Origin of the sequence: Azospirillum sp. B4, assembly GCF_000333275.1 — a bacterium.
GTDB lineage: Bacteria > Pseudomonadota > Alphaproteobacteria > Azospirillales > Azospirillaceae > Nitrospirillum.
Genome location: NZ_BACU01000288.1, coordinates 1 through 19604, shown reverse-complemented (window position 1 = coordinate 19604; position 19604 = coordinate 1). Strand labels below are relative to the sequence as shown.

Below are 19604 nucleotides of genomic sequence, written 5' to 3'. Positions count from 1 at the left end.
CCGATGATTGCCCCCGCCGGCAAAGGTCACGGTGGTGGAGGTCGAGGAACTGGTGGAACCGGGCAGCTTCGACCCCGACCACATCCACACCCCCGGCATCTTCGTCCAGCGCATCATCAAGGGTGCGAAGTTCGAAAAGCGCATCGAGCAGCGCACCACCCGTCCGCGCGCGTGAAGGAGCTGACCTATGGCATGGACCCGTGAGGACATCGCCGCCCGCGCCGCCAAGGAGCTGCGCGACGGTTTCTACGTCAACCTGGGCATCGGCATCCCGACGCTGGTGGCCAACTACATCCCCGATGGCGTGCACGTGACGCTGCAGAGCGAGAACGGCATGCTGGGCATGGGCCCCTTCCCCTATGAGGGGGAGGAGGATCCGGACCTGATCAACGCCGGCAAGCAGACCATCACCGAGCTGCCCCACAGCAGCTTCTTCAGCTCCGCCGACAGCTTCGCCATGATCCGGGGCGGCCACATCGACCTGTCCGTGCTGGGCGCCATGCAGGTGGCGGCCAACGGCGACCTCGCCAACTGGATGATCCCGGGCAAGATGGTCAAGGGCATGGGCGGCGCCATGGACCTGGTGGCGGGCGTCAAGAAGGTGGTGGTGGTGATGGAACACTGCGCCGTCGACAAGAAGACCGGCGCGCTGGAGCCCAAGATCCTGAAGTCCTGCACCCTGCCGCTGACCGGCACCAAGGTGGTGGACTTGATCATCACCGACCTGGGTGTCTTCTCCGTCGACAAGGAAGGCGGCACCGGCCTGACCCTGACCGAGATCGCCCCCGGCGTGACGGTGGACGAGCTCAGGCAGAAGACCGAGGCCGAGTTCAAGGTCGGCCCCGGGCTCTGACCTCTGTTCCAGGCTTCACAAGACAGCGGGCCGCCCCTTCCCAGGAGGCGGCCCGTTTCTTTTTCGTGGCCCGTGCGGCGCCTGACGGCGAATAAAGCTCAACTCCCCGCCCGGCCGGTGGTGTCGCGGCGCAGGCGGGTCAGGGTGCCATCGGCCTGCAAGGCGGTGATGGCGGCGTCCAGCGCCTCCATGGACAAGGGCGAGCGGGCGGCGTTGGCGCAGTGCTCCTCATGGTCGCCGACCGGCTGGGGCAGGGTGGCCAGGGTGTCGGCCCAGCCCTGGTCCGTCGCCTGGCGGTAGTCCACCTCCAGGTCCGTGGTCAGGATGGCGTCCACCCGGCGGTTGCGCAGCTTCAGGAAATTGCTTTCGGCCGAGGGCGCGTCTTCCCGCTGCCAGGTGCCGTCGACGAAGGCGGCCTCGACCTCCGGCGGGTAGTGGAAGCCCAGCACGGCGCCCACCGGCCGCCCGGCCAGGTCGCTCAAGGACCGCAGCCGCCCGGCATCGGCCCGACGGATGACCAGCACGCTGCGGCTGGTGAAAACGGGGATGGAAAAGCGCTGCGCCGGCAGCCGCGGCAGCCAGTCCGGACTGTAGCCGCAGGCCAGGTCGACCATGCCCTCGGCCAGGTCACTTTCCAGCCGGTTGCGGGGAAGCAGGCGATAAAGCGGCCTGTATCCGGTGCGGCGGGCGATCTCGTCGCCGATGGCCTTGATCAGGCCGCCCGCCACCTGGCCGTCGCGCAAGGTCACCAGGGGCGGCTGGTCGGTTTCAAGGATGGCGAACACCAGGGTGCGACCGCCGCCGGGCGGCATCTCCGCCCATGCCCCCCGCATTGGGAAAAGCACCATGGCGGCCACCAGGACCGCCAGGCACGGAACCCCGCCGAGGTTGGGTCGCGTCACGGGCGCCGGATCTCCTTATCCCAAGCTCAAATGAGGGGAGCCTCAGGCGCGGGCGCGCCAGCCGGGGGATTCGGCGTCCAGCAGGCGTTCCAGCTGCTGCACCCGCTGTTCCAACCGGTCGGCGCGGGCCAGCAGGTCGCCGGCGGCGGTGTCCGACAGGCCCTGGGCCTGCAGTTCGCGCGCGCGGATCATGTAACGGGTCACCAGGGCGACGATGGGGATCAGCAGGGCGGTGATGGGAATGAGAAGGGGGGACATGGAGCTTCGTCCTATCAGCGCTGGGCCAACTGGCTCAGCTTGCGGTTGAGGTCGAATTCGGGGCTGGTGACGTGCCGCTCCATCTGGGTAACACGGCGTTCCAGATCGTCGAAGCAGCGGAAGCGCTGGTCCTGCTGGCCGCGGCGCGCCTGGGCGATGGCCTCGATGTCCTGCAGCCTCTGCACCGCCCGCAAGACGATGGCCACGATGGGAATAGACAGCGCCAGGAGGGGGACGAGTATCGGCGACATGGGGGAGGCCACCTGCTAAGGGTCGTTTAATGGGTAAACTTGGAGCGTTGACGGGACCGGACCGACCCCATCANGCCACGCAATCTTAGATTATTTTGTGCCTGGTGACAGGCCCCTGGCAACATTGGGGTGGGCTGCCGCAATAAACGGCCCAGAGGGTCGCCCGGGAAGGGTCGCCCTGGGGAAGGGGCCCTGGGGGCGCCCGCTTCCCCGCCACGCACCCGGAGACTTACTTCTCCAGGTCCTTGAACTGCCGCCGCAGGTCGAATTCCCGCGAGGCGACGGCGGTTTCCATGGCGCCGATCTCACGATCCAGGTCGCGGAACTTGGCGCGCAGGCCGGCCAGCGTCTGGTCGGGACGGGTGGTGACCGACCGCCAGAACACGGCTTCCTCGGTGCTGGCGTACAGGCCCTGGGGTTGCGGCTTCAGCACGATGGCCAGCACGATGTAGGCGATGATCGTGGCCGGGAAGAAGAACACCAGGCCCAGCACCATGCCCAGCCGTACCAGCCAGGCGTCGACGCTGAAGTATTCGGCCACACCGGCGCAGACACCGGCTACCTTGCCGGCCTGCGGGTTGCGGTACAGGCGGTGGGGGTTGGGGCTGTTGAAGGTGCCCCCCGCCCCGTAACCGCCACCCCGGCCGCCGGCGTTCGGGTTGTTCCAGCGGCTGCCGCCGCCGTACCCGCCCTGGCCACCACCCTGTCCCCCGGGGGGCCGCCGCCCGGGGAAGGGCGGCGGGTTGGAACCTCTACCAGTCATTGCCTTGCCCTCCAGCCCGGGGCCTCCGCATCCAGTATCTTCTCAAGCTGCTGGATGCGGCCGTCCATTTCAGTGGCGCTGTGCCACAGATCCGACAGCATACGCTCGTCATCCACCGACAGGGTCTTGGCGACCCGCCACTTGGTCACATAGTGGGCGATGATCCACACCGGCGCCACGATGACCATGAAGATGATGGGTACGGCGACAAGTGCGTCCAGGTCCATGGACAGATTACCCCTGGTTCTTGGTCGCCAGCTTGGCCTTCAGGGCCTGAAGCTCGGATTCGACCTTGTCGTTGCTCTCCAACTCGGCGATCTCGTCCGCCAGGCTGCGCTTGCGTCCCATGTCCAGGACTTCCGCCTTGCCTTCCAGGACGTCCAGGTTCCGCTCGATCTGCTCGAAACGGGAGAAGGCGTCCGTGATGCGGTCGTCGTGGAGCTGGGTCTTGACCTTCAGACGCGCCGTGGCGGTCTTCTGGCGGGCGATGATGGTGCGTTCCCGCGTCTTGGCGTCCTGCAGCTTCGCCTGCAGTTGGCCGATGTCATCGTTGGTCTTCGCCAGCACCTCGTCCAGGCGGGCCAGGTCGGTGGACAGGCTGTCGGCGGATTCGGCGATCTTGGCGCGGGCCATCAGGGCGCCCTTGGCCAGGTCCTCGCGGTCCTTGGACAGGGCCAGCTCGGCCTTGCGCTGCCATTCGTCGGCTTCACGGCGCAGGTCGACCAGGCGGCGCTCGATCTCCTTCTTCTCCGCCACGGTCTTCACCGCGGAGGAGCGAACCTCGACCAGCGTGTCTTCCATCTCCTGGATGACCAGACGGATGATCTTCTCCGGGTCCTCGGCGCGATCCAGGATGGCGTTCAGGTTGGAATTGATGATGTCGCTGAGGCGCGAAAAGATGCCCATGAGTCAGGTCTCCTTCAGGCAAGGGCGATGAAAAGGTTGCTCAACACGGTGGCGACCGCAAGGATGATCCAAGCTTCGGGCGGCACGGCGCGAAAATCGTCCGCCAACATGGCCAGATGGCCCTGGGTGCGGCTGGCGAAAAAGCCGGCGTCGCCGGACTTGTCATGGATCGTGTGGTCGGTCATCGCTGCATTCCCCTTCGATGAGTTCCTTGCATTCGATCGTGTGTCCCTACATCAGCAAGGGGCGTGCCAGTTCGGGGTGTTTCCATTAACTCATTGATATCAAAAGAAACACCTGTTGATCGACGGTGGGGGTGATAGGGCTATGTATTCAAATTGACGATTATGTGGCGAATTTCGCCAATCGGTGCCATCATCCGCGAAACAGCCCCTTTTTCCTGAGGCGAGCGAATCACCGATGGCGTCCTCCGCTACCCCGCCGTCCCTGGTCGGCCAGGCCGCGTCCTTCCTGCAGCTGATGGAGCACGTGTCGCGGGCGGCGCCGCTGAACCGTCCCACGCTGGTCATCGGTGAGCGCGGCACGGGCAAGGAGCTGGTGGCCGCCCGCCTTCATTACCTCTCGTCCCGCTGGGACAAACCCTTCATCAAGCTGAACTGCGCCGCCTTGTCCGAAACGCTGCTGGAGACGGAGCTGTTCGGGCATGAGCAGGGCGCCTTCACCGGTGCGGCCAAGCGCCATGTCGGCCGCTTCGAACTGGCGGACGGCGGCACCCTGTTCCTGGATGAGATCGCCACCAGTTCGGCCTCGGTGCAGGAAAAGATCCTGCGCGTCATCGAGTATGGGGAGTTCGAGCGCGTGGGTGGTACCCAGACGGTGTCCGTGGACGTGCGCGTGGTGGGCGCCACCAACGCCGACCTGCCGCGCATGGCCATGGCCGGGAAGTTCCGCGCCGACCTGCTGGACCGCCTGTCCTTCGACGTGGTGACCATCCCGCCCCTGCGCGCCCGCACCGACGACATCCCCATGCTGGTCGACCATTTCGGCATCGCCATGGCGCGCGAACTGGGGCGACCCTTCTTCCCCGGCTTCGCGCCCAAGGCCATGGCCGAGCTGCTGTCCTACCCCTGGCCCGGCAACATCCGCGAGCTGAAGAACGTGGTGGAACGGGCGATCTACCGCGCCCAGGGGGCGGAGCGGCCCATCGACGAGGTCATCTTCGACCCCTTCGAGTCGCCCTTCCGTCCCGTGGCCATGCCGGGGGACCGCCGCGCCGGCCCGGCGCCGGCGGAAGAGACGGTTGAGGCGGCACCCGCTGCCCCGGCCGCGCCCGGCCCCACGACGGGGGCATCGAGTGGTCCTTGCAACTTCCTGGAACAGGTGGCGGATTTCGAGAAGGCGCTGCTGCGCGCGGCCCTGGAACGCAACCAGTTCCACCAGAAGCGCGCCGCCGCCGACCTGGGCCTGAACTACCACCAGTTCCGGGGATATCTGCGCAAGTACGAACTGCTGGACCGCCGCAGCGTCGCAGAGTGAGGATGCGGCGAAACGCCGCCCTGAAATCGCCCCTTTTGCACCGTAACGCTGCACCAGGGCCGATGGGGCCGCAGGGAGAACGATGGGGTCTGGGTTGCCCAGCCGGCGCTTTCCGGTGGCTGCCCCATCCCCTAGATAGGGCCTGTCACCGCCTGTTTTCCCTGATGATCGGCCCCTTCGCAGGGCGCCCCAGTCGAGCTGCCCGCCTTGAGCCCTGACGATTCCGATACCTCCTTGCGCGCCTTCCGCCCCGTGGGCAGCCAGCCGGCCCCGCGCCGCAAGCCGTCGCCGCCCAAGGCAGCACCCCGCCCGCGGGAGGAGGCCCGGCCGCAGGACGATGACGCGGGGGCCGGCGGCCAGCCGCCCCGCCGCCGTCCGCCGCCGCCCAAGCGGCGCGCGCCCAAGGGCCGTCCCGGCCGCCGCCTGCCCTGGTGGGGGCGGGCGCTGATCGTCCTGGGCATCTGGGGCGTGATGGTCTTCGCAGGCGTCGTCGCCTACTTCGCCTACGACCTGCCGGAAATCAGCCAGGTGGCCCAGTTCCAGCGCCGCCCGGCGGTGACCGTGCTGGCGGCGGACGGCAGCAAGCTGGCCCGTTTCGGCGACATGCGGGGCGAGACGCTGGAGGTGTCGGAGATCTCCCCCGACCTGGTCCACGCCGTCCTGGCGGTGGAGGATCGGCGTTTCTATAGTCATTTCGGTGTCGATCCAATCGGCATCGCCCGTGCGGCGTGGACCGATTACCGCACCGGGCACATGCGCCAGGGCGCCTCCACCATCACCCAGCAGCTGGCCCGCAACCTGTTCCTGTCGCCGGCCAAGACCATGCGCCGCAAGGTGCAGGAGGCCATGCTGGCCCTGATGCTGGAGCACCGCTACACCAAGGACCAGATCCTGGGCGCCTACCTGAACCGGGTGTACCTGGGTTCCGGCACCTACGGCGTGGACGCCGCGGCGCGCACTTATTTCGACAAGCCCGCGACCGACGTGAATTTGCGCGAAGCGGCGATCATCGCCGGCCTGCTGAAGGCGCCGTCGAAATACTCCCCCAGCGCCAACAACGAACGCGCCGAGCAGCGCATGGCCGTGGTGCTGGCCACCATGGTGGATGCCGGCTACATCACGGTGGACCAGGCCAAGGCCGTGGTGAACCAGCCGGCCCAGCCGCGCGCCAACCCCTCGGTGGAAGGCGACGGCCGCTACTTCGCCGCGTGGGTGGCCGACCAGGTCAACGCCTTCATCGGTCCCAACCACGGTGACCTGGTGGTCCACACCACCTATGACGCCCGGATGCAACGGGCCGCCACGGCCCACGTGGCGGAGATCCTGAACGGCCCCGGCGTCGCCGCCAACGTGCACCAGGCCGCTGTCGTCATCATGGCGCCGGACGGCGCGGTGAAGGCCATGGTGGGCGGCCGCGATTATGACGAAAGCCAGTTCAACCGCGCGACCCAGGCCCTGCGCCAGCCGGGCTCCTCCTTCAAGCCCTTCGTCTATCTGGCGGCGCTGGAAGCCGGCCGCACGCCCGACGACCTGGTCCTGGACGCCCCCTACAAGCGCGGGAAGTGGGAGCCGAAGAACTACGAGCCCGGATACATGGGCGAGATACCGCTGCGCACGGCGCTGGCCCATTCGGTGAACACCGCCACCATCCGCTTGCTGGAAAGCGTCGGCATCGACCGCGCCATCGCCGCCGCCCGCCGCCTGGGCATCACCTCCCCCTTGCGCCGCGACCTGTCGCTGGCGCTGGGCACCAGCGAGGTGACGCCCCTGGAACTGACGGGCGCCTACACCGCCATCGCCAACGGCGGCCGCGCCGTCTTCCCCTACGGCATCACCGAAATCCGCGACGCCGAGGACAGCGTGCTGTACCAGCGCAAGGGCAGTGGTGCTGGCTACGCCATCTCGGCGGCGGAGGACGCCAACCTGGTCCGCATGATGATGGGCGTGGTCCAGGTCGGCACCGGCAAGTCGGCCCAACTGCCCGATCGCCCCATCGCCGGCAAGACCGGCACCACCCAGGATTATCGCGATGCCTGGTTCATGGGCTTCACCGCCGACTACGTCACCGGCGTGTGGCTGGGCAATGACGACGGCGACGAGATGAAGCGCATCACCGGCGGCACCCTGCCGGCCAAACTGTGGAAGGCCATCATGACCGACCTGGAGCAGGGCCTGCCGGTGCGCGACCTCATCCCGCTGCAGCCGGCCGTCCAGCAGGACCAGGCCCCCGATGGCCCGGCCGTGCCGCCCCTGCCCACGGTGGAGACGGCGCCCCTGGACGGTGCCGCCACCGCCGCCGGCACGCCCGCGATCGATACCACCGGCCAGCGCAAGCCGGAGGCGGCGCAGAAGGAAGAGGACCAGGACGACGACAAGGACGCCCCGGCGGACACCGCCAGCCCAGGCAAGGCGGACCCGATTGGCGATCTGCTGAACAAGCTGAAGAAAGAGGAGTGAGGTGAGGGGATAGCCCCTTACCCCACCGGCTGATACAGGATCACGTCCTCGAACGCGGCCAGGGCCGGTTCCATATCCGTGGCGATGGGGTTGTGGTGGGCTAGAACGCGGGCGGCGAAGCGGTTGGCCACCAGCATCTTGCGGCTGTCGCCCAGCTTCAGGTCGGCCACCGCCTCCTCGCACAGCAGGGCCGTGGCCAGGGTGTCGGACAGCAGGTCCAGCAGGCGCCGGCCGTGGCGGGGCGCCTGGTCGGGGTTGCGGCGCAGGTGGGACAGCGCCGCCCGGCACTCCTCCAGGGCGCCTTCCAGCAGATCGGCGGTGTCGCCCGCCTGCGGCGGCAGGTCGGACAGGGCGGCTCCCACGCGGCCCAGGAAAATCTGGTCGCCCGGCCGCTTGCCCGCCACCAGGCGCAGCAGTTCCAGCGCCTGGATGTTGGCCGGTCCCTCCCACACGGCGGTCACCAGGCAGTCGCGGTAGAGCCGCGCGGTGGGGAATTCCTCGGTGTAGCCGTTGCCGCCCACCATCTCCACGGCCGTACGACAGGCCTTCACCGCCTGGTCGGCGGTGCGATACTTGGCCAGCGCCGTCACCAGGCGCAGCCAGTCGCCACCCTGTTCCGGATCGCTGTCACCGGTGTTGAGCGCGTCGAAGGCGAACACCGATTCGAAGGACAGCGCCACCGCCGCCTCCAGCTCCATCTGCATGTCCAGCAACTGGTCCTGCACCATGGGGTAGTGGACGACCGGGTGGCCGAAGGCGGCGCGGTGGACCGACCAGCCCAGCGACTCGACGAAGGCGCGGCGCAGCAGGCCGGCGGAGGCGACGGCGTTGTGGATGCGGCTGTACTCCAGGGCCGCCATCATGACCTTCAGCCCCTCGCCCGGGCCGGCCACCTCATAGGCGGTGGCGCCCAGTAGATCCAGTTCCGCCGTGGCCAGGCCGCGCGTGCCCACCTTTTCCTTCAGGCGGCGGATGCCGTAGGCGTTGGGCTGGCCGCCGTCCAGGTGGCTGGGCACGAGATAGCAGCCCAATCCCTTGCCGCCGGCCGGCGCCCCGTCCGGCCGGGCGGTGGCCAGCGCCAGGCCGGAGCCGGCGTTGCTGGTGAACCACTTCAGGCCGTGCAGGGCCCAGGCCTCATCCGTCTTCACGGCGCGGGTGGTGGTGGCGCCCACGTCTGACCCGCCGTGCAACTCCGTCGCCCAGGTGCCGCCGGACAGGGCTTGGCCGTCCATGCGCGTCAGCTGGGGCAGGAAGCGGTCGCGCACCGCGTCCGGCGCCACGGTGTTCAGCACATGGGCCACGGCGCCGGTCATGGTGACGGGGCAGTGGATGGACACGTCCGCCTGGCTCAGCAGATAGCCCATGGTGAAGCAGGCCAGGTGCCGGCCCGTGGCGCCCTTCTGATAGGGCAGGCCGACGGCGCCCCGGGCGTAGGCCTCGGCATGGCAGGCGAGGTAGCGCGGGTTGAAGACGATGTGCCCCGGCTGGGGTCCGTTGGGGCCGTAGGGCTGGGGCACGTGCCGCGGGTTGGCGTGACGGTCGGTGTATTCCGCCTGTTCGTCCAGCGGCCCGCCGGCCCAGGCGCCGAAGTCGGCCAGCCGGTCCTCATGGCGCTCCAGCTCCTCCGACGCGCGGCGGTCCAGCAGGCGCTGTAGGTTGATGTCGGCGATGTACAGGTTGGTGCCCCGGGCGGTGCGGGGAACCTCATCCGGCTCGATCATGGCGCTTCATCTCCCTCGTTGCCGGGGAGTGTGCGCTTTACGGACTGTTAGGCTCAATATTTTAAGATGCCAGCTTGAGATGTACGTGTAAGTCGCTGGTTGCCTTGGAAAACTGCGAGTCACGTCAATGGCTTAGCTATGGCGTCTAAGTTATTGATTTGTATGCGTTAATATATTGACGGCCGGCGACTGATTACATATTGTAATGCTGTCGGTGGCAGGCCGGCAGGTTGATGGCGGCTGCTATACGGAGGTATGTTATGTTTCTAGCTTTTGCAACCGACGATAAATTGGTAGAACGCATGAAGGAAGCTGCTAGTCGGCCTGTTTCTAAGGGCCAGTTGGAGAAGCAGCGCGTTTCTTTTGTCTATGGTAATTTACCTGTCGATAGCACCATAACACGCGAGCAGGTCGCTGAGCGCTTGAAGATGAATGAGGGCGCTGAGTGATCGTATAGAATTCTTCGGATGATACTATACGAACTATTTGGCACAGAGCAGCACCCCGCTTATCAAGATCTGTCTATTGATAATCTCAATAGGCAGTATGATTTTTTGCGGTCTGCAATTAACGCTGCTGTAGCTATACAGAGGCCAATGCTGTCAGATGCGCTTATAAAAGCGCTGAATGCTCACGCAATTTCATGCCTTCACGTCAAGGCTGGCGAATATAGACCCTGTGCTGTTCAGGTTGGCCAAATTATGCCCCCTGATCATTATCGGGTTCCGGAGCTAATGGCAGATTTCATAAATTTCATAAATTTCCATTGGCTGAACTCGAATGTATTTGCGTTGGCCGCTTATACTCTTTGGCGCTTTAACGTCATACACCCATTCATAAATGGTAATGGAAGAACTGCTAGAGCTCTCTGCTACTATGTGATTTGCGCAAAAAGTGGAGGTCTTCTTCCTGGGGACACTGCGGTCCCCGAGCTAATACGTCGCAATAGGGCGGAATATGTTACCCTATTGAGAGTCGCTGATCTTGGGTTCCAATCCGGCGACCCTAACTATCTCTTTCAGCTACAAGAATTCTTGAAGCGCCTAACGGAAGAGCAGCTTCAGACAGCTGAAGAGCCGGAGGCGGTAGTAGATGTCCCCCCCGACCCTCCATTGTTGGCCTTGCCCGCGCCTTCGTGAATGAAAGACTGAGGTCTTCAGCCGCCGCCGGCCAGGCCCGGGAACAGATTGCGCAGGCCGGTGGCGATGGTCTCCACCGCGACGGAGGCCAGCAGCAGGCCGAACAGGCGGCTCATGATGTTCAGGCCGATCTGGCCCAGGCGGTTGCCGATGGGGCCGGCCAGGCGCAAAGACCCCCACAGCAGCAGGCAGACGAAGACGATACAGCCGATGATCAGGCCGCCGTGGATGGGGCCGTGGCCCTTCTGCATCTGGATGATGACGGTGGTGATGGCGCCGGGACCGGCCAGCAGGGGAAGGCCCAGCGGCACCACGCCGATGGCGCTGCGTCCCTCCGCCTCGCTGGCCTCGCCCTCCGTCTGCTTCATGGCGGAAACGTTGGCGTTCAGCATGGACAGCGCGATCAGCAGCAGCACCAGGCCGCCGCCGACGCGGAAGCTGTCCAGGCTGGTGCCCAGCAGGCGCAGCACCAGGTCGCCCACCAGGGTGGAGACGATCAGGACGCTGGCCACCGTCATCACCGCCTGGCGGGCGATGATGTTGCGTTCCCGCTGGCTGCGGCCCTCGGTCAGCCCGAGGAAGATGGGGATGGCGGCGAAGGGGGTCAGAATGGCAAACAGCGCGATGATGAACTTGCTGTATTCCTGCCACGACGCCACGAACGACGAAAAATCCAAGGCCACCCCCGCTGACGACACCGCGCCCAACCGCGATGGCGGGCAGGGTAGACGGGGCGGCGGCTGGGCTCAATGGTTTGTAGGGCTTACCGGCCGGTTGGCATCAATCGCGCCGCCCGCCGTTCCCCCCAGCGGGTCCCCAGCCAAAGGCCGAGGCTGACGACAGCGGCGCCCAGGACCAGCCCGGCTATGACGACACCGGTGTGCGACAAAGGAAGTTTTGCCAACCACCGGGGCATGGACTGGTCCCCAAGCTGCCTTAGACCGACGGCCAGCAGGGCCAACGCCATGGATAGCAGGGCCAGGGCGGTCGCGCGGCTGTTGGAAATCATCCTGATCCGCTGATAGGCGGCGGTGCCCTTGACCGCCGCCATTTGCTCCTGCGGCGTCCCGGTCTGTCCGCTATACAGCGCCCGGACGTCATCCAGGAAAAACAGATAGTTGATGACCCGGCGCAGCATGCGGTTGCCTCCGTCGTCTAAAAGCGGTCACCAACGGTACGGCGGCCACGCCGCGGTGCGCAACCCATCAGCGGAAGAAGGCCGCCACGATCTCCAGCGCCGCGTCCACGGCCGCCGCATCCACGTCCAGGTGGGTGACCCAGCGCTGCATGCCGTAGGTGCTGGTGACGGCGACGCCGTGGGCCTTCAGGTGGGCATTGAAGGCGTCGGCCACATCGGGCGCCACGGCCACGAACAGGATGTTGGTGTCGGGTGGGGTGACGGTCAGGGCGGGGAAGGCCGAGAAACCCTCCGCCAGGCGGCGGGCGTTGGCATGGTCGTCGGCCAGGCGGCCGACGTTGTGCTCCAGCGCGTACAGGCCGGCGGCGGCCAGGATGCCCACCTGGCGCAACCCACCGCCCAGCATCTTGCGGATGCGCCGGGCGCGCGTGATCAGGTCGGCATCGCCCACCAGCACGCTGCCCACCGGCGCGCCCAGGCCCTTGGACAGGCAGACGGACACGGTGTCGAAACCCGCCGCCACCTCCGCCGCCACCACGCCCAGCGCCGTGGCGGCATTGAACACGCGGGCCCCGTCCAGGTGGGTGGCCAGGCCGTGGCGCCGGGCCAGGCCGATGGCGTCCCGCATATAGGACAGGGGCAGGGCCCGTCCGCCCAGCGTGTTCTCCAGCGCCAGCAGGCGGGTGCGGGCGAAATGTGGGTCGTCCGGCTTGATGGCCGCCTGGATGTCGGCCAGCGCCAGGGTGCCGTCGGCCTGGTGGGCGATGGGCTGGGGCTGGATGCTGCCCAGCACGGCGGCCCCGCCCGCCTCCCAGCGGTAGCAATGGGCCATCTGGCCCACGATGTACTCGTCGCCCCGGCCGCAATGGGCCATCAGCGCCGCCAGGTTCGATTGCGTGCCCGATGGCAGATAGAGGCCGGCCGCCTTGCCCAGCATTCCTGCCGCCCGCTCCTCCAGCCGCTTGACCGTCGGATCGTCACCGAACACGTCGTCACCGACCTCCGCGTTCGCCATGGCCTGGCGCATGGCCGGGCCGGGCCGGGTGACGGTGTCGCTGCGGAAGTCGTGGCGGATCATGGAGCGGGGTTCCTTTTAGGCGATTCGGCCAATTGCGCCGCGATCTTTACCATAAAAGGATACGGAGCGGTCCCGGCAGGCGCCGAGTCAAAACAGGCGCTGCAGGAGCAGGTCCATGCGCTGATGCAGAATGCGCAGTATCTCAGTCAAGCCGGCTTGGTGGCGATAAATGATCAGATGCTTTTCGACCGCCAGAACGCGACAACCCTCGGCCAACTCGTCCCGCTTCCGGCTGCCGGGGGTGAGGGGATTGTCGCCCAGTTTGCGAAAGGCCTTCGTCAGCTGCGCGGTATAGGTCAGAGCCTGGGCATCGCCCCACTGATTAGCGGTATATGCCGCGATGGACTCGAGGTCGGCTTCCGCCAATTCGGTGAGGCGGAAGGGCATGGATCAGCTGGGTCGGGATTGGCGTGCCCGGGCAATGCCACGGGCAATGATCTCTTCCACGCTGCGGGTAGAGAAAAGACCTGCATCCGCTTGGCGGACGCCTTCCTGCACGGCGGCGCGCAACGCTTCCATTTCCAGCTGCTCCAGCCGGGCGGCCAAAGCCGCGTCCAAGACGGTATCAATGTCCTGGCCGGTTAGCGCCTGCAGGCGGGCCAACCGTTCGGCGGTGCTGTCCTGGATGTCGATGCGCTGGGTCATGGCGAAGTATATGCGGGCGGGAACGGCTTTTGTCCATTCCCGCCCGGGGTAGGCTGCTTACTTGATGCCGTCGCCCAGCGCCTGGTCGATCAGGGCCTTGGTCTCGGCGACACCGTAGAGGGCGATGAAGCTGCCCATGCGGGGGCCGGTGCTCTGGCCCAGCAGCACCTCATAGAGGGTCAGGAACCAGGCGCGCAGCTCGGGGAAGGGATGGCGCTTGCCAATCTCATACACCTCGTTCTGCAATGCCTCGGCGTTGGTCAGGTCATCGGCCGGCCACTTTTCCAGGGATGCCCGCAGGTCCACCAGGGCCGCCCGCTCCACATCGGTGGGGGCGCGGTAGACCTTGGTGGGCTTCACGCGGTCCTGGTAGTAGGCGACGGCGTAGCCCACCAGCCGGTCCAGGAAGGGGCTGTTGGCCGGCGTGGCGGCCGGGGCGTAGCGGCTGATGAAGCCCCACATCACGTCCGCGTTCTCGGCGTTGGCCGCACCCGCCAGGTTCAAGAGGATGCCGAAGGACAGGTTGGTCTTCAGCTGGTCCGCAGCGGTGGCCCACGCCGGCACCTGGCCGTTGTGGATGTGCCAGGCCGGGTTCTCCAGCGCCTTGGCCGGGTCCTCGCCCTTCAGCTTGTCGACGAAGGTCAGGTAGTCGTCGACGGCACGCGGGATAACGTCGAAGAACAGCTTCTTGGCCGCCCGCGGCTTCTGGAACATGTAGAGGGCCAGGCTTTCCGGCGGGGCATAGCGCAGCCACTCCTCCATCGTCAGGCCGTTGCCCTTGGACTTGCTGATCTTCTGGCCCTTGTCGTCCAGGAACAGCTCGTAATTGAAGCCTTCGGGCGGCTGGCTGCCCAGGATGCGGCAGATCTTGCTGGCCAGCTCGACGGAGGGGATCAGGTCCTTGCCGGCCATCTCATAGTCGACGCCCAGCGCGAACCAGCGCATGCCCCAGTCGGGCTTCCACTGCAGCTTCACATGGCCGCCGGTGACGGGGGTCTCGACCTTGGTGCCGTCCTCGTCATTGAACACCACGGTGCCGGCGTCCGGGTTGATCTCCAGCATCGGCACCTGCAGCACGCGGCCGGTGCTGGGGCTGATGGGCAGGAAGGGGCTATAGGTCGCGCGCCGCTCCTCGCCCAGGGTCGGCAGCATCACGCCCATGATCTCATCATAGTGGCGCAGGACGGCCAGCAGGGCATGATCGAACCGGCCGGAGGTGTACCAGTCGGTGCTGCTCTGGAACTCGTACTCGAAGCCGTAGCTGTCCAGGAAGGCGCGCAGGCGGGCGTTGTTGTGGTGGCCGAAGCTCTCATGCGTGCCGAAGGGGTCCGGCACCCTGGTCAGGGGCTTACCCAGGTGTTCGGCCACCATCTCCCGGTTGGGGATGTTGTCCGGCACCTTGCGCAGGCCGTCCATGTCGTCGGAGAAGGCGAACAGGCGGGTGGGCACGCCCGGCGCCAGGCGCTGGAAGGCCTGGCGCACCATGGTGGTGCGGGCGACCTCGCCGAAGGTGCCGATGTGCGGCAGGCCCGAGGGGCCGTAGCCGGTCTCGAACAGGACATAGCCTTTGGGCGGGGCCTTGTCGCCGTAGCGCGCGACCAGTTTGCGCGCCTCCTCAAACGGCCAAGCCTTCGCCTCGCGTGCCAGTTCCTGTTCCGTCGCCATCGCGGTCACTCACGTCAATTCGGATGTGGAAAACGCCCGGCTCCGCACCAGTGCCGAGTCGGGCTCGGCACCGTAGGCGCTGCCGGGAACACGGTCAATCCAGGGCCTGGGCGGCCCCGCCCTGCGCCATCGCCGCTCCTCCGCCACTTTCTTGCTCCTGGGGGTCCAGAACCCAGCGCTGGCGCGTCTCGGCCAGGGTGCCGGTGGCGATGCCCTCGCGCACGTCGCGCAACAGGCGGTTCATGGTGGCGACGTTGTGGATGGACAGTAGCTGCATGGCCAGCAGTTCCCCCGCCTTCAGCAGGTGGTGGATGTAGGCGCGGCTGAAATTGCGGCAGGCGTAGCAGTCGCAGGCCGGATCGATGGGGTTGGGATCCTCGCGGAAGCGGGAGTTGCGCATGTTCAGCCGCTCCCCCTTCGCCTTGGGCGCCAGGGCCCAGCCGTGGCGGGCGATGCGGGTGGGGCTGACGCAGTCGAAGGTATCGATGCCCTGGACCACGCCGGCGAAGATGTCGCGGATGCCGCCGATGCCCAGCAGGTGGACCGGCCGGTCGGGATGGGTGTGGGGCATGGTCATGGCCACCACCTCATCCATCTGCGCCGTGTTGGCGCCCAGGCTGCCGCCCACGGCGGTGCCGAAGAAGGGGCGGTCCTTGGTGTATGTCGCGCTTTCCTTGCGCAGATCCTCATACACCCCGCCCTGGATGATGCCGTAGAGCGCCTGGGGCAGGCCGTTGTAGCTCATGCCCCCGCCCTTGGCGAATTCCTTCAAGCTGCGGTCGCCCCAGCGATGGCTCAGCGCCATGGACTTGGCGGTATAGGCGCGGTCGACGTGGAAAGGCGTGCACTCGTCGAATTGCACGATCAGGTCGGCGCCCAGCTTGCGCTGGATGTCGATGGACAGTTCGGGGGACAGGAACAGCTTCTCGCCGTTCATGTAGCTGCGGAAGGTGGCGCCCTTCTCGGTGATCTTCAGCAGGGTGGTGTCGCGCGTCTGGGTGCGGCGGCCCTTGATCTCATCCGCCACCGAGCCGTGGCCCATGGAGAAGATCTGGAAGCCACCCGAGTCGGTCAGCATGGGGCCGTCCCAGCCCATGAAGCGGTGCAGGCCGCCCATCTTGGCGACGATGTCGGCGCCCGGCTGGATCATCAGGTGATAGGTGTTGGACAGGATGATGTCCGTCTTCTCCGCCCGCATCTGCGCCGGCGTCACCCCTTTGATCGAGGCCTTGGTGCCGCAGAAGATGAAGTTGGGGGTGGAGAGGGTGCCGTGCGGCGTGGTCAGCCGGCCCAGGCGCGCCCGGCTGTCAGGGGCCTTGTGCGTGATCTCGAACGAGAACCCGGGATATGACGTGGGCAGGTCGGACATGGGGGCAAGGCACTCTGAAGCGGAAGAGGATGGGAAAGGAGGCGGTCAGGCGGCGGCCCTGGCGGCGAGATGTGGTTTCAGCGCGCGGCGCGACAAATACATGAAGGGCGTGTCCAGCAGGCTGGCCGCCACCCGCATCAGATAGGTGCCCAGGATGTAGGTGAACACCAGGGCATGCCAGTCCACCGGGTTCTCGGCGAACACCCGCCAGGCCAGGATGCTGAAGACGGTGTTGTCGATCAGCGCCGACACCATGGTGGAACCGTTGTTGCGCAGCCACAGGTGCCGCTGCCCCGTGGCCCCCCGGATCTTCTGATAGATCCAGACGTCGCACAGCTGGCTGGCCAGGTAGGAGGCCATGCCCGACAGGAACAGGGCGGGTGCCGGCAGGAACAGCGCCGCCAGGTGGTCCTGGGTCGGCAGCGCCCAGGCCATGTCCTCACCCGCCTGCTCGGCGCTCATGGGGCGGAAGCCCAGGGTGATCAGCATCATCAGCGTGAACAGCAGGTACCCCGCGAAGCTGAGATAGATGCCGCGGCGCGCCGCCTCCCGTCCGTAATGCTCGGTCAGGATGTCGGTGGCGAGATATGTGGAGCTGAACAGGATCGTGCCCATGGCCACGGGGTGTTCATAGAAGGGGAACTGAACCGCCTTCAACACCTCGACGTTGGCGCCGATGATGGCAACGATGATGTAGATGTAGAGGCCGGACTGTCCGAACAGCCGGGCGAGCGCCAAAATGGCGCTGAAGCAGAACAGCATCTGACCGCCCAGCAAAACCGCTGGCGGGACACCGTTCAGGAATTCAACGAGAGCGGCGGGCGAGAGCGTCATGGTTGTGAGGCCCCAGCCCGCGGGCAAGGCGATCGTCACGCGGGAATGCCGGCAGGCCGCAGGCGGGCCGCTCACAAGGGCATTCCATTCAAGGATCGGGGCGGCACCCGGCGGGGCCGCCCCATTCCCGGAAGGCGTGCGATGCTTAGGCGGCGGCCTTGTTGGCCAGGACCTTGGCGATGCGGCGCTTCACGCGGCGCGCATCCAGCGACAGCTCGCTGTCCTTCATGTCCAGCAGGGCGCTGTCCAGGCCGCCCTTGTGCTCGATCGTGCGGATGCCCTTGGTGGACAGGCGCAGACGGACCATGGTGCCCAGCGCGTCGCTCAGCAGCGAGGTCTCCTGGAGGTTGGGCAGGAAACGCCGACGGGTCTTGTTGTTGGCATGGCTAACATTGTTGCCGAACTGCAGACCTTTGCCGGTCACATCGCACTTGCGGGCCATTGGAGCACCTTCACGGAATAACAAGAATGACGACCCCGGCGCACACCGCTCCGGAGGGAAGCGGCGATATAACCGAAGGGGCGGTGGAGAGTCAAGGGCGCCCCTGGAAAAACCAGGGACCAGTCGTCAGCATCCCTGCCATGGCCCCATGGAGAATCGGGCGCAGAACAGGGCTGTGACCACCCGGGCGCTACTGATGGCCATTCGGGGCACGCGAGTCAATGCCGGCCCGGCTTTCTTGAAGACGCCGCGAGGCTATTCGGCGCTATCAATCCCCCGCCCGGGACATCTCCAGATCCACGCGGTGGGCCTTGCCCTTGTGGATGAACTCCCCCACGAAGCTCAGCCTGTCCTTGCTGCGGGCATAGGTGATGTGTTCGCCGGCATTGGCGCCTTGGCCGTCGAACACCACGTCGCCGGGGCCGCACCGGCTGGCGACGAAGGTGACGGGGACGGTCTTGTCCTCCCAGGCGCGGCTCAGGGTGCCGTCGAAATGGCGCAGGCGCAGGGTCACGTGGCCGCCGTGCAGCGCCAGGCTCAGCGCCTCGACGAAACGGGGGGCGCCGTCCTTGCCCGCCTCCCACGCGCTGCCGGCCAGGGCGCCACCGGGCAGGATCACCCAGCGTTCCTCCCCCGGCGAATCGATGGCGGTGTTGCGCCAGGTCCCTTGCAGCCAGTGCAGGGCCTCCAGCGTGCAGTCAGCCGCCCGGGCCGGTGCAGCGGCGAGCAACGGCATCAGGGCCATGGTCGCCATCCAGCGCGTCCCCATCCTCATCCCTCTCGGCGGAATTGCGCCAGCAGGTGGCGCGCGGCCATGGCCGGGGTCTGGGCGCCGGCCGTCACCGCCGACTCGGCGGCCCCCAGCTGGGCGCGTACGGCCGGATCGCCGGTGAAGGCGGCCAGCAGGCTTTCACGGATCTCATTCCACATCCAGGCGCGCGCCTGGTCGGCCCGGCGGCGCGTCAGGCCGCCGCTGGCGACCTGCGCGTCGCGGAAGCGGGTGATGGTGTCCCACACCCCGTCCACCCCCTGGGTGGTGAGGGCGGAGCAGCTGAGGACGGGCACGGTCCAGTCCGGCACCGCGGGCCGCAGCAGGGCCAGGGCATGGCGGTATTCGGCCACGGCGTGGCGGGCCTGGGCCACCAGGTCGCCGTCGGCCTTGTTCACCACCACCAGGTCGGCCAGTTCCACGATGCCCTTCTTCAGACCCTGCAGCTCGTCGCCGCCGGCCGGCAGCAGCAGCAGCAGGAACAGGTCGACCATGTCGGCCACCGCCGTCTCCGACTGGCCCACGCCCACCGTCTCCACCACGATGACATCGAAGCCCGCGGCCTCGCACAGCAGCATGGCCTCGCGCGTGCGCCGGGCCACGCCGCCCAGGGTGCTGCCGGCGGGCGAGGGGCGGATGAAGGCGGCCGGGTCGCGCGACAGCTGCTCCATCCGCGTCTTGTCGCCCAGGATGGAGCCGCCGGTGCGCTGGCTGGACGGGTCGATGGCCAGCACCGCCACCTTGTGCCCGCGGCCGATGACATGCAGGCCGAAGGTCTCGATGAAGGTGGACTTTCCGACCCCCGGCACCCCCGTGATGCCCACCCGCACCGACCGCCCCGTGTGGGGCAGCAGGCGGGCCAGCAGGGCGTCGGCCTGGGCGCGATGGTCGGGCCGCGTCGATTCGACCAGGGTGAT

The 19604-nt window shown here is 67.0% G+C and carries 23 protein-coding genes and 1 pseudogene; 5 read left to right on the top strand and 19 right to left on the bottom strand.

Going from position 1 to position 19604, the window contains the following annotated elements; translation table 11 throughout:
- Window positions 1-19: 19 nt before the first annotated feature.
- Window positions 20-175 (top strand): annotated as a pseudogene (locus I55_RS34425) (CoA-transferase); the annotation flags it as partial.
- 12 nt (window positions 176-187) lie between these two features.
- Window positions 188-853, top strand: coding sequence for a 3-oxoacid CoA-transferase subunit B (locus tag I55_RS12690; protein WP_044560941.1), 666 nt, complete (start codon window positions 188-190; stop codon window positions 851-853).
- A gap of 98 nt (window positions 854-951) precedes the next feature.
- Here the strand turns inward: I55_RS12690 and I55_RS12685 are convergent, their stop codons facing one another.
- The 7 genes from I55_RS12685 to I55_RS37030 form a co-directional block, all read right to left on the bottom strand.
- On the bottom strand, window positions 952-1755 hold the full coding sequence (locus tag I55_RS12685) for an ABC transporter substrate-binding protein (RefSeq protein WP_083901065.1): 804 nt from the start codon (window positions 1753-1755) through the stop codon (window positions 952-954).
- A 42-nt stretch (window positions 1756-1797) separates the two neighbouring features.
- A complete protein-coding gene (locus tag I55_RS12680; RefSeq protein ID WP_044560939.1) occupies window positions 1798-2013 on the bottom strand; it encodes a hypothetical protein in 216 nt (71 codons plus the stop codon).
- A 14-nt stretch (window positions 2014-2027) separates the two neighbouring features.
- Entirely contained in the window at window positions 2028-2264 is a 237-nt protein-coding gene (locus tag I55_RS12675; RefSeq protein ID WP_044560938.1) for a hypothetical protein, read from the bottom strand.
- A gap of 229 nt (window positions 2265-2493) precedes the next feature.
- Window positions 2494-3027 carry an envelope stress response membrane protein PspC gene (gene pspC, locus I55_RS12670; RefSeq protein WP_049974065.1) on the bottom strand — a complete coding sequence of 178 codons (534 nt, stop codon included), beginning with the start codon at window positions 3025-3027 and terminating at the stop codon, window positions 2494-2496.
- Window positions 3024-3254, bottom strand: coding sequence for an envelope stress response membrane protein PspB (gene pspB / locus I55_RS12665; RefSeq protein WP_044560937.1), 231 nt, complete (start codon window positions 3252-3254; stop codon window positions 3024-3026). The genes pspC and pspB overlap by 4 nt, the downstream gene beginning before the upstream one ends.
- Window positions 3255-3261: 7 nt before the next feature.
- Window positions 3262-3933, bottom strand: coding sequence for a phage shock protein PspA (gene pspA, locus I55_RS12660; protein ID WP_044560936.1), 672 nt, complete (start codon window positions 3931-3933; stop codon window positions 3262-3264).
- Between the two features lie 14 nt (window positions 3934-3947).
- Window positions 3948-4118, bottom strand: coding sequence for a hypothetical protein (locus I55_RS37030; RefSeq protein WP_159107183.1), 171 nt, complete (start codon window positions 4116-4118; stop codon window positions 3948-3950).
- 235 nt (window positions 4119-4353) lie between these two features.
- Here I55_RS37030 and pspF point away from each other — a divergent pair, with 235 nt between their 5' ends.
- Window positions 4354-5430 (top strand): phage shock protein operon transcriptional activator, encoded by a 1077-nt coding sequence (pspF, locus tag I55_RS12655; protein ID WP_044560935.1) that lies wholly within the window; start codon window positions 4354-4356, stop codon window positions 5428-5430.
- 207 nt (window positions 5431-5637) lie between these two features.
- Entirely contained in the window at window positions 5638-7887 is a 2250-nt protein-coding gene (locus I55_RS12650) for a transglycosylase domain-containing protein (protein WP_252181120.1), read from the top strand.
- Between the two features lie 17 nt (window positions 7888-7904).
- Here the strand turns inward: I55_RS12650 and I55_RS12645 are convergent, their stop codons facing one another.
- Window positions 7905-9608: an acyl-CoA dehydrogenase family protein gene (locus I55_RS12645; protein ID WP_049974064.1), complete on the bottom strand. Its 1704-nt coding sequence runs from the start codon at window positions 9606-9608 to the stop codon at window positions 7905-7907.
- 467 nt (window positions 9609-10075) lie between these two features.
- Here I55_RS12645 and I55_RS39530 point away from each other — a divergent pair, with 467 nt between their 5' ends.
- Complete coding sequence (locus I55_RS39530) at window positions 10076-10747, top strand: Fic family protein (RefSeq protein WP_083901064.1); 672 nt, start codon at window positions 10076-10078, stop codon at window positions 10745-10747.
- Between the two features lie 17 nt (window positions 10748-10764).
- Here I55_RS39530 and I55_RS12640 read toward each other — a convergent pair whose 3' ends face one another.
- The 11 genes from I55_RS12640 to meaB form a co-directional block, all read right to left on the bottom strand.
- Window positions 10765-11424 carry a MarC family protein gene (locus I55_RS12640; protein WP_159107182.1) on the bottom strand — a complete coding sequence of 220 codons (660 nt, stop codon included), beginning with the start codon at window positions 11422-11424 and terminating at the stop codon, window positions 10765-10767.
- 86 nt (window positions 11425-11510) lie between these two features.
- Window positions 11511-11885, bottom strand: coding sequence for a hypothetical protein (locus I55_RS12635; protein ID WP_044560934.1), 375 nt, complete (start codon window positions 11883-11885; stop codon window positions 11511-11513).
- Window positions 11886-11952: 67 nt separating this feature from the next.
- Window positions 11953-12963 (bottom strand): low-specificity L-threonine aldolase, encoded by a 1011-nt coding sequence (gene ltaE, locus I55_RS12630; RefSeq protein ID WP_044560933.1) that lies wholly within the window; start codon window positions 12961-12963, stop codon window positions 11953-11955.
- An 87-nt stretch (window positions 12964-13050) separates the two neighbouring features.
- Window positions 13051-13350, bottom strand: a complete 300-nt coding sequence (locus I55_RS12625; RefSeq protein ID WP_044560932.1) for a type II toxin-antitoxin system RelE/ParE family toxin — start codon at window positions 13348-13350, stop codon at window positions 13051-13053.
- A gap of 3 nt (window positions 13351-13353) precedes the next feature.
- Window positions 13354-13608 carry a hypothetical protein gene (locus I55_RS12620; protein WP_044560931.1) on the bottom strand — a complete coding sequence of 85 codons (255 nt, stop codon included), beginning with the start codon at window positions 13606-13608 and terminating at the stop codon, window positions 13354-13356.
- Window positions 13609-13665: 57 nt separating this feature from the next.
- Window positions 13666-15273 (bottom strand): lysine--tRNA ligase, encoded by a 1608-nt coding sequence (locus I55_RS12615; protein WP_044560930.1) that lies wholly within the window; start codon window positions 15271-15273, stop codon window positions 13666-13668.
- Between the two features lie 94 nt (window positions 15274-15367).
- A complete protein-coding gene (gene tgt, locus I55_RS12610; protein ID WP_044560929.1) occupies window positions 15368-16642 on the bottom strand; it encodes a tRNA guanosine(34) transglycosylase Tgt in 1275 nt (424 codons plus the stop codon).
- Between the two features lie 45 nt (window positions 16643-16687).
- A complete protein-coding gene (locus I55_RS12605; protein ID WP_049974066.1) occupies window positions 16688-17476 on the bottom strand; it encodes a queuosine precursor transporter in 789 nt (262 codons plus the stop codon).
- Window positions 17477-17621: 145 nt separating this feature from the next.
- Window positions 17622-17918 carry a 50S ribosomal protein L28 gene (gene rpmB / locus I55_RS12600; RefSeq protein ID WP_040846783.1) on the bottom strand — a complete coding sequence of 99 codons (297 nt, stop codon included), beginning with the start codon at window positions 17916-17918 and terminating at the stop codon, window positions 17622-17624.
- Between the two features lie 268 nt (window positions 17919-18186).
- Window positions 18187-18672 carry a DUF6265 family protein gene (locus I55_RS12595; RefSeq protein WP_148293695.1) on the bottom strand — a complete coding sequence of 162 codons (486 nt, stop codon included), beginning with the start codon at window positions 18670-18672 and terminating at the stop codon, window positions 18187-18189.
- Between the two features lie 17 nt (window positions 18673-18689).
- On the bottom strand, window positions 18690-19604 hold a 915-nt coding region (gene meaB / locus I55_RS12590; protein WP_044560927.1), incomplete at its 5' end, for a methylmalonyl Co-A mutase-associated GTPase MeaB.

Bases quoted from the DNA above. Each gene is read 5' to 3' on its own strand.
- I55_RS37030 (WP_159107183.1), bottom strand. From the start codon at position 4,118: ATGACCGACCACACGATCCATGACAAGTCCGGCGACGCCGGCTTTTTC.
- I55_RS12690 (WP_044560941.1), top strand. From the start codon at position 188: ATGGCATGGACCCGTGAGGACATCGCCGCCCGCGCCGCCAAGGAGCTG.
- I55_RS12635 (WP_044560934.1), bottom strand. From the start codon at position 11,885: ATGCTGCGCCGGGTCATCAACTATCTGTTTTTCCTGGATGACGTCCGG.
- I55_RS12680 (WP_044560939.1), bottom strand. From the start codon at position 2,013: ATGTCCCCCCTTCTCATTCCCATCACCGCCCTGCTGATCCCCATCGTC.
- tgt (WP_044560929.1), bottom strand. From the start codon at position 16,642: ATGTCCGACCTGCCCACGTCATATCCCGGGTTCTCGTTCGAGATCACG.
- pspC (WP_049974065.1), bottom strand. From the start codon at position 3,027: ATGACTGGTAGAGGTTCCAACCCGCCGCCCTTCCCCGGGCGGCGGCCC.
- pspA (WP_044560936.1), bottom strand. From the start codon at position 3,933: ATGGGCATCTTTTCGCGCCTCAGCGACATCATCAATTCCAACCTGAAC.
- I55_RS12645 (WP_049974064.1), bottom strand. From the start codon at position 9,608: ATGATCGAGCCGGATGAGGTTCCCCGCACCGCCCGGGGCACCAACCTG.
- I55_RS12605 (WP_049974066.1), bottom strand. From the start codon at position 17,476: ATGACGCTCTCGCCCGCCGCTCTCGTTGAATTCCTGAACGGTGTCCCG.
- I55_RS39530 (WP_083901064.1), top strand. From the start codon at position 10,076: ATGATACTATACGAACTATTTGGCACAGAGCAGCACCCCGCTTATCAA.
- pspF (WP_044560935.1), top strand. From the start codon at position 4,354: ATGGCGTCCTCCGCTACCCCGCCGTCCCTGGTCGGCCAGGCCGCGTCC.
- ltaE (WP_044560933.1), bottom strand. From the start codon at position 12,963: ATGATCCGCCACGACTTCCGCAGCGACACCGTCACCCGGCCCGGCCCG.
- I55_RS12620 (WP_044560931.1), bottom strand. From the start codon at position 13,608: ATGACCCAGCGCATCGACATCCAGGACAGCACCGCCGAACGGTTGGCC.
- I55_RS12625 (WP_044560932.1), bottom strand. From the start codon at position 13,350: ATGCCCTTCCGCCTCACCGAATTGGCGGAAGCCGACCTCGAGTCCATC.
- pspB (WP_044560937.1), bottom strand. From the start codon at position 3,254: ATGGACCTGGACGCACTTGTCGCCGTACCCATCATCTTCATGGTCATC.
- rpmB (WP_040846783.1), bottom strand. From the start codon at position 17,918: ATGGCCCGCAAGTGCGATGTGACCGGCAAAGGTCTGCAGTTCGGCAAC.
- I55_RS12675 (WP_044560938.1), bottom strand. From the start codon at position 2,264: ATGTCGCCGATACTCGTCCCCCTCCTGGCGCTGTCTATTCCCATCGTG.
- I55_RS12615 (WP_044560930.1), bottom strand. From the start codon at position 15,273: ATGGCGACGGAACAGGAACTGGCACGCGAGGCGAAGGCTTGGCCGTTT.
- I55_RS12595 (WP_148293695.1), bottom strand. From the start codon at position 18,672: ATGGCGACCATGGCCCTGATGCCGTTGCTCGCCGCTGCACCGGCCCGG.